Below are 12,590 nucleotides of genomic sequence, written 5' to 3'. Positions count from 1 at the left end.
GGCGGGCGTGGGCGAGGAGGTTCCCTCCGGTCAGTCCCGCATCACGAGCGCTGCGGTGGCCCTGCGCACCAGAGGCAGCGCGAAGAGCAGCGTCGGGAAGGCGATGATCCATGACAGTGCCCACGCGCTGAGCCAGATGTAGAGAAAGCCGGGCGCCAGGCCGATGCTGCGCAGGGTCGACACGGCCGACACCACGAAGGTCATCAGGATCGAGAGCAGCAGCGGCATCACCAGCGTCGCGTAGGCGGCTGGCAGCTTGGCGAAGCCGAACACCGTGCGGGCCTGCGCCGCCGAAGGAGGACACTCGTTTTTCATGGGTAGGCCCGTGGTGTGTGGCCTGCACTGCCCTCGGGACTGCGGATGGCGCAGTCCGGACTGCCGTAGCGCCGGACGTTCCAGCACACGGCCATGGAACGCCCGCCCGTCATCCTGGCGTGGTTGCGGCGCAGCGGCGAAGCGCCGCATGCCGCGCGCCGGTCGCGGCTGCCGATGGCGGAGGTGTCCGCGCGGGAGGGAAGCCGCCGCGCGCTCAGGAAATGCACCGCTCCTGCTGCTTGCCGGTCCTGCGCGAAGGACTTGTCTGTACTGCGCCGCATCTGACCCTGGGCATCGGGTTGGTCCTTCGTCTGCATGGATCCTCCTTCATCGGGTTGTTTCGTTGCGCTGCCCAGCAATGGCAGCGCTATTGTTAGTTGCCAAACCAAAGTTACCCGGCGAGGGTGGAGGTGTCAACACGCAAAGCGAGCTGTCGCGGAGGCCGAAGAAAGAATACGCGGGTCCTCTGATGAAGGTCAAAGCGCGGTGCCGGAGGGACGCCTGCCCAGCGATCGCGGTTCGCGATGGGTGGGCATCCGCAATACGACGGCTCGCCGTCGAGCCAGCCTCAAGCCACGGGGAGAGCCCCGGTTCGCCGCCGGCATCGTTCGAGCGGGGTCGGCCGCATCCGGGCACTGGCTCCGCCGCACCCGAAGCCTGCCCGTCGGGCCTAGTCGAACGCGAGCTTGGCGAGCGTGCCACGCAGCCATTGGTTGGCCGGATCCTTGTGCGCCCTCCGGTGCCAGAACTGGCGCACGTCCGCCGCGGGAATGCTCAGCGGCACCGGCAGGATCTGCACGCCACGGGCGTTACGCGCCGCGTTGCGGGGCACGGTGACGACCAGGTTGGAGCGCTCGACGACATCCGCCGCGACGTGGTAGTGGGTCACGCGCAGGATGACGTCGCGCTTGGCGCGCATCTTCGAGAGCGCGCGCTCCACCAGGTCGTCCGCATTGCCCGTGGCCACGGCGACGTGCTGGGCCGTCAGGAACGCCTGCAGCGGGAAGCCGGGGCCGATGAACGGATGCCGCTTGCGCGCCAGGCAGCAGTAGGGATCGCCGAACAGGCGCTGCTGGTAGAAGCCCGACTTCAGAAAGGCGAGGTTGCCGATCGCGAGATCCGCCTCGCCGCTCTGCAGCAGTTGCTGGTACTGGTCGTTGGGCCGCCGCAGCGCCTCGATGCGCACGTGCGGCGCCTCCCGCAGCACCGCCGAGATCAGCCGCGGCAGAACGATGCCCTCCCCCGCGTCGGACAGGAGGATCTTGAACGTGCGCTCCGACGCCTTCGGCTCGAAGCCGTTCGGTCTTTCCAACGACTGCTGAAGGATCGCCAACGCCTGGCGGACCGGGCCGATGAGTTCGTCGGCCAGGGCCGTCGGCTCCATCCCGCCGGTGGTCCGCACGAACAGCGCATCGGAGCAGGCCTTGCGCAGCCGCAGCAGCGCGTTGCTCATTGCGGGCTGCGACAGGCCCGCGACGCTCGCCGCCCGCGACACATTGCGCTCGGCATAGATGGCGTCGAAGACCCGCAGCAGGTTCAGGTCGAACGTTTTGATATTCATATCCTGAATTCTATTTCTCTCCAATATCGATTAGACAATGATGAGCGTGCCGGTGATCATTTCCCCAACCAAACGAGAAAGGATGAGACCCCATGGGGACAGAGATCAAGACGCCCGTGCTGATCGTGGGCGGAGGGCCCATCGGCCTGTCGATGGCCATCGAGCTGGGATGGAGGGGGATCGAGTCGATCCTCGTGGATGAGGGCGACGGCACGATCGAGCACCCGCGCACCGGCCTGATCGCGGTGCGCACGATGGAGCTGTTCCGACGCTGGGGGCTGGCGCAGCGCGTGCGCGACTGCGGATTCCCGGACGACTACGACCTCTCGATGGTCTTCTGCACGTCGCTCAACGGGCTGCTGCTCGATCGGGAGAGCTACCCGAGCATGCGCGACGCGCCCACGCCGCCCGAGACGCCCGAGAAGAAGCAGCGCTGCCCGCAGCTGTGGCTGCAGCCCATCCTGACCGACGCCGCCCGCGCCGAACCCAGGGCCAGGCTGCTGTTCAAGCACCGCTTCGTCTCGCTTCAGCAGGACGGCGAGGGCGTCACGGCGACCGTCACCGACCTGAACACGGGCGAGCCTGTCACCATCCGCGCGGACTACCTGCTCGGCTGCGATGGCGCTACCAGCCAGGTCCGCGAGCAGGTCGGCATCAGGATGGAGGGCCGGCTGCTCAGCTACTCGGTGAACGTCCTGATCCACGCGCCGGGACTGGTGCACGAGCACAAGATGGGGCCGGCCGAGCGCTACCTCTTCGTCGGCCCGGAGGGAACGTGGGGCAATCTGACCGTCGTCGACGGGAACGAGATCTGGCGCCTGACGGTGCTCGGATCGGAAGAGAAGATGGACCTCGCGAACTTCGACCCCGCCGCCTGGGTCCGGCGCGCGCTCGGTCGCGACGACGTGGAGTTCGTGGTCGATTCGGCCATCCCCTGGCGGCGCAGCGAGATGCTCGCCGATCGCTACTTCGAGGGCCGCGTCGCGCTCGTGGGCGATTCCGCCCACACCATGTCTCCGACCGGTGGCATGGGCATGAACACCGGGGCGCAGGAGGTGCTGGACATCGGCTGGAAGCTCGAGGGCCTCCTCAACGGCTGGGGCGGCCCGGCCCTGCTGCGCAGCTACGAGACCGAGCGCCGGCCCGTCGCGCAGCGCAACATCGGCTTCTCCACGCAGAACTTCAGGGCCTGGCAGGACACGCCCAGCCCGGCGGCGGTGTGCGACCTGAGCGCCGAAGGCGAGCAGGTGCGCCGGGACCTCGGCCGGCGCCTGCGCGAGTCGACGCGCGTGGAGTGGGAGTCGCTGGGCCTGCAGATCGGCCACCGCTACGAGGGCTCGCCGATCTGCGTTTCCGACGGCACGCCCCCGACCCCGGACGAGTACTCGACGTACATCCCCACGACGCGGCCCGGCGCGCGCGCGCCCCACGTCTGGCTCAGCGACGGCCGCTCGACGCTCGACCTGTTCGGCCGCACCTTCGTGCTCCTGTGCTTCGACGGCGGCCTGCGGGGCGAGGCGGACACGCTCGCGCAGGCCTTTGCCGCCAGGGGAGTTCCGTTCCGCCTCGAATCCATCGAGCAGGCCGACGTGGCGAGAGCCTACGAACGCCCGCTGGTCCTGGTGCGTCCCGACGGGCATGTCGCATGGCGCGGCTCGCACGTGGAGCACGCCGGCCAGGTGGTCGACACGGTCCGCGGCGCCGCTTAGCCGCAAGCCCCTTCCACGAAACAAAAAGGAGACAACCCCATGAAGACTGAACTGCCCGGCCGCGCGATCAAGGCGATGGCCGCCGCCCTTCTCGGCTCGTGCATCGCACTGTGCGCACATGCCAACGGCTATCCCAGCAGGCCGGTCACGCTGGTCGTGCCCTTCACGCCCGGCGGCAGCAACGACGCCCTGGCGCGCACGGTGGGCCAGAAGCTCGGCGAGTACTGGAAGCAGCCCGTCATCGTCGACAACCGCCCGGGCGCGGGCGGCAACGTTGGCACCAAGCAGGCGGCCAAGGCGGCTCCCGACGGCCACACCCTGCTCGTCGTGGCCAACAATTTCGTCACCAACCCCTTCCTCTATCCGGACGGCCGCGCGGGCTACGATCCCGTGAAGGAATTCGTTCCCGTCACGCAGCTGGGCCGCGTGCCCTTCGTCCTGGTCGTCCACCCCGGCCTCGCCGCCAAGTCGACCCAGGAGCTGATCGCCCTGGCCAAGGCCCAGCCCGGCAAGCTGTCCTATGGGTCCGCCGGCGTCGGCACGCCGCACCACCTGACCGGAGAGCTCTTCAAGAGCCTGGCCGGCATCGACATGGTGCACGTGCCCTACCGCGGCGCGCAGCCCGTGGTCACGGACCTGATCGGCGGACAGATCCAGGTGCTCTTCGGCGTCGCGAACTCGGTGCTCCCGCACATCAAGACCGGCGCCCTGCGCCCGCTCGCGGTGGCCGGCGAGCAGCCCCTGCCCTACCTGCCAAACGTCCCGACCGTCGCCAGCGCGGGCGGCCCCTTCAAGGCCTTCCGCAGCGAGGTCTGGATCGGCCTGGTCGCGCCGGCGGGCACGCCGCCCGACGTGGTGGCCAAGATCGAGGAGGCGGCGGGCCGGGCACTGCGGGATCCGGCGGTCAAGGCGGCGCTGGAAGCCCAGGGCCTGGAGCCCGCCCCATCGACGCCGGCCGCGCTCCAGGCACTCATGCAGGAAGACATGGCGCGCTGGTCCAAGGTCATCAAGGACACCGGCGCACGCGCCGAGTGAGGCGCAGCGGCGAGGCCGGCGGCTGATCGCCGCCGCCGGCGCCGCCGCGCCGCCCTCTAACACCCGATTGCAGCTGGCTGACGGCGCGGAGCACCCGCCCGCCGGGCAGCGCATCGCCCGCAGCGTGGCCCGTCAGGCCCCATCCCATCACAACGAGGAGACAACCATGAAGCATTCCCTTTCCGCGGCGGCCGCAGGCCTGCTCGCGCTCGGGCTCGCACCCGCGCATGCGCAAGGAGGCGCGCCGGCGTCCGGCGTCACGATCTACGGCGTGGCCGACGCCGGGGTCGAATGGTCTAACAACGGCGCCGGCTCGTCCCGCCGGCTGGTGTCGGGCGGCGCGCTGGGCAGCCGGCTCGGCTTCCGCGGCGTCGAGGACCTCGGCGGCGGCCTGTCCGCGGTTTTTCGCCTGGAGCAAGGCATCAATCTGGACGATGGCACCCTGGGCCAGGGCGGCCGCGCATTCGGCCGGGAAGCCTCCGTCGGCCTGGCAAGCACCGCCTGGGGCACCGTGACGGCCGGGCGCCTGCCGACGCCCTACTACGTGGCCCAGTCCGGCGTCGACGCCTTCTCGTGGATGGGCAGCGGCGGGCATCTGGCCATCACGCGCAGCACCGACGCGACCCGCCAGCTGCTGCCCCTGGCCGTCAGCGCCCGCTTCGACAACGCGGTGGGCTACGTGACGCCCAGGCTGGGACCGCTGACGTTTCGCGCCATGGCCGCGGCCGGGGAGAATCAGCCCACCATTGGACGCGCCTACAGCGCCTCGGCGACCTACCGCAACGGTCCGGTCGACGCGGTGCTGGCCTGGGCACGACAGCAGGGCGCGGACAACGCGAACGGCCGGATCGACGCCGTCGTCGCCGGGGGCAGCTACGACTTCGGCGCCGCCAAGATCTTCGCGGGCTACACCGCGGAAAAGAACAGCTGCGGCACCTGCACCGGCGCGCTCGCCCGCGCCCAGGGCGTCACGGGCGCCGCGGCCAGCGAGTTCCGCCTGATCAACCTCGGGGCCCGCGTGCCCTTCGGTGCCTTCACCGCCATCGTGCAGGCCGTGCGGATTTCCGACCGCTCGGCCTACGCGGCGGCCACCGGCCAACGGGACGCCACATGGCTGGCCATCGGCGGCGAATACACGCTCTCCAAGCGCACGATGGCCTATGCCTCGCTGGGCGCGGTCGGCAACCAGAACGGCTCGCGCTACGCGCTGGGTTCCGGATCGGCCCAGCAGCCCGCAGGGCTCGGGGGAGCGGGCGACCACCGTTCCACCACGCTCACACTGGGCATGCGCCACGCGTTCTGAACAGACACGGCAGACGCCCAGGTCGTGCGCTCAGGCGCCTGCGTGGCGCAGGAGCGCCGCCGCATGTTGAATCAAACCAAGGACAGGCCATCGCCATGACTGAACCACAACCCGCCTACCAGACCGGCATGTGCAACGAGTTCGCCACCGAAGCCCTCCCCGGGGCGCTCCCCCATGGGCGCAACTCCCCGCAGCGCGCGCCGTACGGCCTGTACGCCGAGCAGCTCTCCGGCACGGCGTTCACCGCGCCGCGCCACGCCAACCGCCGCGCCTGGCTCTACCGCATCCGGCCTTCGACGCTGCACCATCCTTTCGCCCTCGTGGATGCGGGACGGTGGACGAGCCGGGCCGGCGACGGCCCCGTGACGCCCAACCAGCTGCGCTGGGACCCGCTTCCTATGCCCGAGCGGCCGACGGACTTCATCGAGGGCATGACGACGATGGCGTGCAACGCGTCCTGCGCGGTCCACCTCTATGCCGCCAACCGGTCGATGGAGACGCGGTTCCTGTACGACGCCGACGCGGAGCTGCTCCTCGTGCCCCAGGCTGGTCGCCTCGAGCTGGCAACGGAAATGGGCCGTCTGCAGCTCGAGCCCCAGGAGATCGCCGTGATCCCCCGGGGCGTGCGCTTCCAGGTGCGGCTGCTGGACGCCCAGGCGCGGGGCTACGTGTGCGAGAACTTCGGCGCCGCCCTCAAGCTGCCGGACCTCGGTGTCATCGGCTCCAACGGGCTGGCGAATCCCCGGGACTTCTGCACGCCGGTCGCGGCCTACGAAGACCGCGAAGGCGACTTCGAGCTGGTCGCGCGCTTCCAGGGAAACCTGTGGAGCGCGCGCATCGGCCACAGCCCGCTCGACGTGGTCGCCTGGCATGGCAACCACGCGCCCTACAAGTACGACCTGCGGCGGTTCAACACCATCGGCTCGATCAGCTACGACCATCCCGATCCGTCCATCTTCCTGGTGCTGCAGTCCGTCAGCGACACCCCGGGCGTCGACACCATCGACTTCGTGGTGTTCCCGCCGCGCATCCTCGTGGCCCAGAACACGTTCCGGCCGCCCTGGTACCACCGTAACGTCGCGAGCGAGTTCATGGGGCTGATCCACGGGGCCTACGACGCCAAGGCCGAGGGCTTCGTGCCCGGCGGCGCGTCCCTGCACAACTGCATGAGCGCGCACGGACCGGATGCCGACACCTTCGCCAAGGCCAGTGCCGCTGACACCTCCCGGCCGGACTACCTCACCGAGACGATGGCCTTCATGTTCGAGTCGTGCGACGTCTTCAGGCCGACGACGTTCGCCCTGGAGACCGCCCAGCTGCAGGAGGACTATTTCCGCTGCTGGCAGAACCTCGGGAAGCACTTCGATCCGGCGCGGCCATGACGCGGGTGAACGAAACCCACGCGCCGGACCTGCGCAGCTGGGTCGGGTCCGCGAACGAGGACACGACGGATTTCCCGATCCAGAATTTGCCCTTCGGCGTCTTCCGCCGGCGCGGCTCCTCCGGGCCGTTTGGGGGCGGCGTGGCCATCGGGGACCAGATCCTCGACCTGGCCGCCGCGGCCGCCAGCGGCGCACTCGCCGGCGATGCGCGGGATGCCGCGGTGGCCGCCTCGCGCAAGCGCCTCAACGACTTCATGGCCATGGGGCCCGCCGCGTGGTCGGCGCTGCGCCTGGCGCTCTCGCGCGCGCTGCGCACGGGAGCCACGGAGCGCGGCAGGTTGGAGGGATGCCTTCTTGCCCAGCGCTCGGCCGAATACGCCCTGCCCGCGGCCATCGGCGACTACACCGACTTCTACATCGGCATCCACCATGCCACCGCCGTCGGCCGGTTGTTCCGGCCGGACGCACCGCTGCTTCCGAACTACAAATGGGTTCCCATCGGGTACCACGGCCGCAGTTCCTCCGTGGTCGTCAGCGGCGAACCGATCTACCGCCCGCTCGGCCAGAGCAGGGCCGAGGCCGGCGACCCGGAATTCGGTCCGAGCAGGCGCCTGGACTACGAACTGGAGCTCGGTTTCCTGGTGGGCCCGGGCAACCGGCGCGGCGAGCCCATTGCCATCGGCAGCGCCGAGAGCCACCTGTTCGGGGTCGCGCTGTTCAACGATTGGTCGGCGCGCGACATCCAGCCCTGGGAGTACCAGCCGCTGGGGCCCTTCCTGTCCAAGAACTTCGGCAGCACGCTCGCCCCGTGGGTCGTGACATTTGAGGCGCTGGCGCCGTTCCGGGCCGCTTGTCCGCGTGCGCCCGGCGACCCCGAGCCATTGCCCTATCTGAATTCCGAACGGAACCGGGCCAGCGGCTCGGTCGATGTGCAGCTCGAGGTGCTGCTCCAGACCGAGGCGATGGCCCGGTCGGGCCTGCTGCCAGCGCGCCTGTCGCGCTCGAGCTTCGTGGAGGCCGCCTACTGGACCCCCGCCCAGCTCGTGGCCCACCACACGGTCGGCGGCTGCAACCTCGCGCCTGGCGACCTGCTCGGATCGGGCACGCTGTCCGGGCCACATCCAGAACAGGCCGGCTCGCTCCTCGAGCGGACTGCCGGTGGACGGCAGGCCATCGCCCTGCCCTCGGGCGAGCACAGAACCTTCCTGGAGGACGGCGACACCGTCATCCTGCGCGCCTGGTGCGAACGCAGCGGAGCGCGACGCATCGGCTTCGGCGCATGCGCCAGCACCATCCACGCGCCGAAGCGCGCACCCTAGCCTCGCCGCGCGCTGCCCTGCACTGCCAAGCTGGCACCCGGGCGCGTCCTGCAATTCAGCGGCGAGGCAGGTTGGGACACTCGCTGACCGGCGTCGTGTGCCCGGCCGCCAGGCGCTGCGCGCATGCCGGCGCGTGGTCGCAGAACGTGCACCGGACTTCCGCCGCCCGGGTCGCCGGCAGGTCGTCCTGGGTCCTTGCCGCCTGCACCTGACGCCGGGCGGTGAACTTCCGCAGTTCCAGCGCGCCGGGATGCCGGAGCCTCCACCACTCGGGTTGCAGGTTCAGCCACAGCAGCGTGGCCGCACCGCCAAGAAGCGTCAAAATCACGAGAATCCCCAGAAGCTTGTCCATGATCGTTCCTTTCTGCCATCGTCGGCGGATGCAGGCTGGGCGGCCCTGCAGGTTCTGCCGTCTCCGCAGGCGCAGGCGATTTTTTGTTAGTCGCCTAACTATTAATCTAGGCCTGCCGCGGCCGGCCGTCAACCGCCGCGGGCGGCGTCCTGGACGAATGTTGATCTCGCGCAAACCCGGACGCACCCGCGCCGCCCTCCGACGCGGGGGATCCGCGGGTACGGCCGGAAGCGATCCACCGCTGCGGCCCTCCTCTCCCGCCGGCGGATGTCGTGCGCCGCAGACCCATCCGCGCCCCGAGGCACATGCAGGTACGGCCGGGGCACATGGCCGGTCGCTCCACGCGCGGCGGCGCGGCCGCCAATGCGCAGCGGCGCTGGGATCCGAGCCGTCCCGGCCGCGTACTCAGCGCAGCATGCGTCCGTTGTGCGTCATCACCAGGATGTCGGCCACGTCGATGCCGCTGGCGATCTTTCCCTCGGTCGGCGCGGAGAAGGAGACGCCGCCGAGGGACACCCCCTGCATCGCGCGCAGGGTGGCCTGGAGCGCGGGGCGCGTCAGCCCGGGTGCGCGCCGCAGGCCTTCCAGCAGCACCTGCGCGTTGATGTAGCCTTCGAACGAACTGAGGGACAGCCGGTCGTAGTTCCGGGCCTTCATCGCTGCCTGGTATTCGCGCGCCAGGGGAAGCAGCGTCGCATAGGGGTTCGGCACGACGCTGGAGAAGGCCGTGCCAACCGCATCGGCGCCCACTTGCTCCCACACCGAGCGCTCATCGACCGTGGAAAGGCAGACCATCTGCGCCCACAGTTTCGTCGCCACCTTGGCGCGGATGGCGGCGATCCCGGTCGCGGTCACGCCACCGACCACTACTACGTCGGCGCCGCTGCGCTCGATGCTCCGCGCCTGCTCGGTGTAGTCGGTGGCGTCCCGCGCATAGGGCACGGCGGCGACGAGCGGCAGTCCCTGCGCCTTCAGCACCGACTCGAACTGCGCGCGGAACGCCGTGCCCGAGTTGTCGGTCGCGTGCAGCACGGCGAAGCGGCTCCGGCCAATGGTGGGAAACAACGCGGCGATCGCGCGGGTCTCCGCGTCGAACGTCGCTCGCACATGGGTGACGATCTCGGTCCCCGGGCGGCGGAATGCATCGTTTCCGTGCAGCACGCCGACGATCGGCACGCCCGCGCGGGTCGCCGCCGGAATGGCGGCGCCGATGATCGGGCCGCCGAACAAAGAGGTCACCGCGACGACGGATTCCCTTGCCGCCAGCGACCCGATGGCCTCGACGGTCTTCTCGGCCTGGTACCCGTTGTCGATGGCCAGGAGCTTGACGGGCTGCCCCCGGATCCCTCCAGCGCGGTTCGCCTGTTCGAGCGCTCCGTCCACGCCCTGCCTGATCATCTCGGCCTGGCGCGCCTGTCCTCCCTGCAAAGGAAGCAGCATCGCGATCTGGATCTCGCGCGCCGCCGCCCGCGCTCGGAACGGCAATCCGACGGCCGCCGCTGCGAGCACCCCTCCGATGCACGAAAAGGTGCGGCGCCGCGCTCGGTCGGTACCCGTAGGTTCAGTGTTCATTGTCTGCCTCTCTCCATCATTGGTGCGCGCGATCGGTGCCGCAGCCCCACGCCGGCCGGTCGCGCTGACTTTTTGCGAGGCGACTCTAAACACTTTGTCGCGCGCTTGATAGATTGAGTCTCAGTCAATGTGAGTCCGCCGCGCGGGTGCGACTTCCGCACGGACAGAGGCCTGCATCGCCGGGCGGGGTACTGCCCGCATGCGTCCTGCATCTCGCCGAGGGCGGCTGCGCCGCACCGGGCCATATGCGCCGAAAGGCCGTGGCCTGCAAGGCTGTCACCACGGACGGCCCGGCGGGCATCGGACACGCCGAGCCGGGCCGACCGGGCCTTCACGCCGGCCGGAGGACTTCGGAGACCGTCAGCCGCACCAGGTCCAGCGTGGTCTTCTGGACCTGCGTGGCGGGGCGTTGCAGGCTGGTCGCCAGGGACAGCGCTATGCGCAGCGGCGGCGCACCGATGACCTGGGCGCTGTAGGCAGAAGGAACAGGCGAATTGAGCAGCGCGTTGCGCGGCAGCACCGCGTACCCGGCCCCGTCGGCCACCATGTCCAGGATGGCGGCGACCCCGTCGATCTCCAGCGCGATCTCGGGCCGGCAGCCGATGAGCGCCATCTCGGCTTCCACGTGCATGCGGATCGCGTTGGGGCGCGAGGGAATGACCAGCGGCAGCCGCGCGAGCTCGGCGAGCGCGATGGGGCCGGGCGGCGGGTCCTCGGCCAGCCCGCGCGGGCGGGCGCGCACGAGCAGCAGATCCTCGTCCATGAGGTGCGACACATCCACATCGCGCACCGGCTGGCCGTTGTAGAGCACGACGATGTCCAGGCGACCGCTGACCAGTCCTCTCAGGAGTTCGCTCGAAAGCCCTTCGCTGATCGAGAGCCGAGCCTCCGGCAATTCCTTGCGGAAGGCGCGCATGAGCGGCACCGCCATCGCGCGCGCCACGCTGCTGGGCAGCCCGATGGCGACGGCGCCCGAGACGCCGCCGCGCAGGCGCTCCATGTCCTCCCGCGCCCGGGCCATCTGGTGCAGGATGCCCCGCCCATGGTCGACCAGCAACCGGCCCGCCTCCGTGGGCGTGACGCCGCGGCCATTGCGCACCAGCAGGTTCTGGCGCAGCTCCACCTCCAGCAGGCGCACCTGCCGGCTCAGGGCCGACTGGGCCATGCCGAGGGCCGCCGCGGCATGGGTGAAGCTGCCCATTTCGGCGACCCGCACAAAGTACTCGAGCTGCTTCAGATCCATCGACAAATGAGATATCTGGTAGACCAATCCGCCACTTCTTGTATAGCTGGAATTGCAGCAGAATACCCCAAAATACTTAGCCACCAAACAATCCTATGAATGCTCCGCTTCGTGGAATCTCCTCCATGGCCACCCGCCAGGTGTTGGCCGAGCTGCTGGCCGCCTACGAGCAGCAGACCGGCCAGCGCGCAGCCATCGAGGCCGTGGGCGGCGTGGACGCGGCCAAGCGGGTGCAGGCCGGCGAGGCTTTCGACGTGGTGGTGCTTGCCTCTGACGCCATCGACAAGCTCATCGCGGCCGGCGCCGTCGTGGCCGGCAGCAGGACCGACTGGGTGCGCTCCGGCGTGGCCGTGGCGGTGCGCGCGGGCGCGCCGCTGCCCGACATCGGCTCGGAAGACGCAGTGCGCAGTGCCGTGCTGGCCGCGCGCAGCATCAGCTATTCCACCGGCCCGAGCGGCGTGGCGCTGGCGAAACTGTTCGAGCGCTGGGGCATTGCCGACCAGGTGGCCGGCCGCATGGTGCAGGCCCCGCCCGGCGTGCCCGTGGGCTCCCTGGTGGCACGTGGCGATGTGGAGCTCGGCTTCCAGCAACTGAGCGAGCTGCTGCACGTGGAGGGCATCACCATCGTGGGCCCGCTGCCGCCTGCGATCCAGATCACCACCATTTTTTCATCGGGCGTCGCTGCCTCCAGCCAGCAGCCCGAGGCCGCCAAGGCGCTGCTCGACTTCTTCGCATCGCCAGCGGCGGCCGAAGCCAAGCAACGCCAGGGCATGGACCCTGCCTGAACCCGAACACCAAG

General features: G+C 70.0%; 12 protein-coding genes. 6 read left to right on the top strand and 6 right to left on the bottom strand.

Going from position 1 to position 12,590, the window contains the following annotated elements; genetic code table 11:
- Nucleotides 1-30 precede the first annotated feature (30 nt).
- From GWK50_RS06545 to GWK50_RS06535, 3 genes are all read right to left on the bottom strand, one after another.
- On the bottom strand, nucleotides 31-315 hold the full coding sequence (locus tag GWK50_RS06545; protein WP_017404933.1) for a DUF2798 domain-containing protein: 285 nt from the start codon (nucleotides 313-315) through the stop codon (nucleotides 31-33).
- The gene (locus GWK50_RS06540; protein ID WP_103738494.1) at nucleotides 312-632 is read right to left on the bottom strand and encodes a hypothetical protein; all 321 of its coding nucleotides are present in this window, start codon (nucleotides 630-632) and stop codon (nucleotides 312-314) included. Before GWK50_RS06540 ends, GWK50_RS06545 begins: the two co-directional genes overlap by 4 nt.
- A 353-nt stretch (nucleotides 633-985) precedes the next feature.
- The gene (locus tag GWK50_RS06535) at nucleotides 986-1,876 is read right to left on the bottom strand and encodes a LysR family transcriptional regulator (protein WP_017404932.1); all 891 of its coding nucleotides are present in this window, start codon (nucleotides 1,874-1,876) and stop codon (nucleotides 986-988) included.
- A 92-nt stretch (nucleotides 1,877-1,968) separates the two neighbouring features.
- Between GWK50_RS06535 and GWK50_RS06530 the strand changes: the two genes are divergently transcribed.
- From GWK50_RS06530 to fahA, 5 genes are all read left to right on the top strand, one after another.
- The gene (locus GWK50_RS06530) at nucleotides 1,969-3,585 is read left to right on the top strand and encodes an FAD-dependent oxidoreductase (protein WP_017404931.1); all 1,617 of its coding nucleotides are present in this window, start codon (nucleotides 1,969-1,971) and stop codon (nucleotides 3,583-3,585) included.
- Between the two features lie 39 nt (nucleotides 3,586-3,624).
- The gene (locus GWK50_RS06525) at nucleotides 3,625-4,620 is read left to right on the top strand and encodes a tripartite tricarboxylate transporter substrate binding protein (RefSeq protein ID WP_017404930.1); all 996 of its coding nucleotides are present in this window, start codon (nucleotides 3,625-3,627) and stop codon (nucleotides 4,618-4,620) included.
- Nucleotides 4,621-4,786: 166 nt separating this feature from the next.
- Nucleotides 4,787-5,923: a porin gene (locus tag GWK50_RS06520; RefSeq protein WP_017404929.1), complete on the top strand. Its 1,137-nt coding sequence runs from the start codon at nucleotides 4,787-4,789 to the stop codon at nucleotides 5,921-5,923.
- A gap of 95 nt (nucleotides 5,924-6,018) precedes the next feature.
- Entirely contained in the window at nucleotides 6,019-7,305 is a 1,287-nt protein-coding gene (gene hmgA / locus GWK50_RS06515) for a homogentisate 1,2-dioxygenase (protein WP_026062256.1), read from the top strand.
- Nucleotides 7,302-8,624, top strand: a complete 1,323-nt coding sequence (gene fahA, locus GWK50_RS06510; RefSeq protein WP_017404927.1) for a fumarylacetoacetase — start codon at nucleotides 7,302-7,304, stop codon at nucleotides 8,622-8,624. The genes hmgA and fahA overlap by 4 nt, the downstream gene beginning before the upstream one ends.
- A 55-nt stretch (nucleotides 8,625-8,679) precedes the next feature.
- Here the strand turns inward: fahA and GWK50_RS06505 are convergent, their stop codons facing one another.
- From GWK50_RS06505 to GWK50_RS06495, 3 genes are all read right to left on the bottom strand, one after another.
- Nucleotides 8,680-8,976 (bottom strand): hypothetical protein, encoded by a 297-nt coding sequence (locus GWK50_RS06505; protein WP_017404926.1) that lies wholly within the window; start codon nucleotides 8,974-8,976, stop codon nucleotides 8,680-8,682.
- Between the two features lie 405 nt (nucleotides 8,977-9,381).
- Nucleotides 9,382-10,548, bottom strand: a complete 1,167-nt coding sequence (locus tag GWK50_RS06500) for an ABC transporter substrate-binding protein (protein WP_026062255.1) — start codon at nucleotides 10,546-10,548, stop codon at nucleotides 9,382-9,384.
- A gap of 331 nt (nucleotides 10,549-10,879) precedes the next feature.
- Nucleotides 10,880-11,791 carry a LysR substrate-binding domain-containing protein gene (locus GWK50_RS06495; protein WP_017404924.1) on the bottom strand — a complete coding sequence of 304 codons (912 nt, stop codon included), beginning with the start codon at nucleotides 11,789-11,791 and terminating at the stop codon, nucleotides 10,880-10,882.
- Nucleotides 11,792-11,916: 125 nt separating this feature from the next.
- Here GWK50_RS06495 and GWK50_RS06490 point away from each other — a divergent pair, with 125 nt between their 5' ends.
- Nucleotides 11,917-12,576, top strand: coding sequence for a substrate-binding domain-containing protein (locus tag GWK50_RS06490; RefSeq protein ID WP_017404923.1), 660 nt, complete (start codon nucleotides 11,917-11,919; stop codon nucleotides 12,574-12,576).
- Nucleotides 12,577-12,590 lie beyond the last annotated feature (14 nt).

This window comes from Acidovorax sp. 210-6 (assembly GCF_010020825.1).
In the GTDB taxonomy this organism is placed as follows: domain Bacteria; phylum Pseudomonadota; class Gammaproteobacteria; order Burkholderiales; family Burkholderiaceae_C; genus Simplicispira; species Simplicispira sedimenti.
This window is presented reverse-complemented; position numbering and strand designations above follow the sequence as displayed.

Excerpts from the sequence above, each read along its gene's own strand:
- GWK50_RS06545 (WP_017404933.1), bottom strand. The coding sequence starts at position 315 with ATGAAAAACGAGTGTCCTCCTTCGGCGGCGCAGGCCCGCACGGTGTTC.
- GWK50_RS06540 (WP_103738494.1), bottom strand. The coding sequence starts at position 632 with ATGCAGACGAAGGACCAACCCGATGCCCAGGGTCAGATGCGGCGCAGT.
- GWK50_RS06535 (WP_017404932.1), bottom strand. The coding sequence starts at position 1,876 with ATGAATATCAAAACGTTCGACCTGAACCTGCTGCGGGTCTTCGACGCC.
- GWK50_RS06530 (WP_017404931.1), top strand. The coding sequence starts at position 1,969 with ATGGGGACAGAGATCAAGACGCCCGTGCTGATCGTGGGCGGAGGGCCC.
- GWK50_RS06525 (WP_017404930.1), top strand. The coding sequence starts at position 3,625 with ATGAAGACTGAACTGCCCGGCCGCGCGATCAAGGCGATGGCCGCCGCC.
- GWK50_RS06520 (WP_017404929.1), top strand. The coding sequence starts at position 4,787 with ATGAAGCATTCCCTTTCCGCGGCGGCCGCAGGCCTGCTCGCGCTCGGG.
- hmgA (WP_026062256.1), top strand. The coding sequence starts at position 6,019 with ATGACTGAACCACAACCCGCCTACCAGACCGGCATGTGCAACGAGTTC.
- fahA (WP_017404927.1), top strand. The coding sequence starts at position 7,302 with ATGACGCGGGTGAACGAAACCCACGCGCCGGACCTGCGCAGCTGGGTC.
- GWK50_RS06505 (WP_017404926.1), bottom strand. The coding sequence starts at position 8,976 with ATGGACAAGCTTCTGGGGATTCTCGTGATTTTGACGCTTCTTGGCGGT.
- GWK50_RS06500 (WP_026062255.1), bottom strand. The coding sequence starts at position 10,548 with ATGAACACTGAACCTACGGGTACCGACCGAGCGCGGCGCCGCACCTTT.
- GWK50_RS06495 (WP_017404924.1), bottom strand. The coding sequence starts at position 11,791 with ATGGATCTGAAGCAGCTCGAGTACTTTGTGCGGGTCGCCGAAATGGGC.
- GWK50_RS06490 (WP_017404923.1), top strand. The coding sequence starts at position 11,917 with ATGGCCACCCGCCAGGTGTTGGCCGAGCTGCTGGCCGCCTACGAGCAG.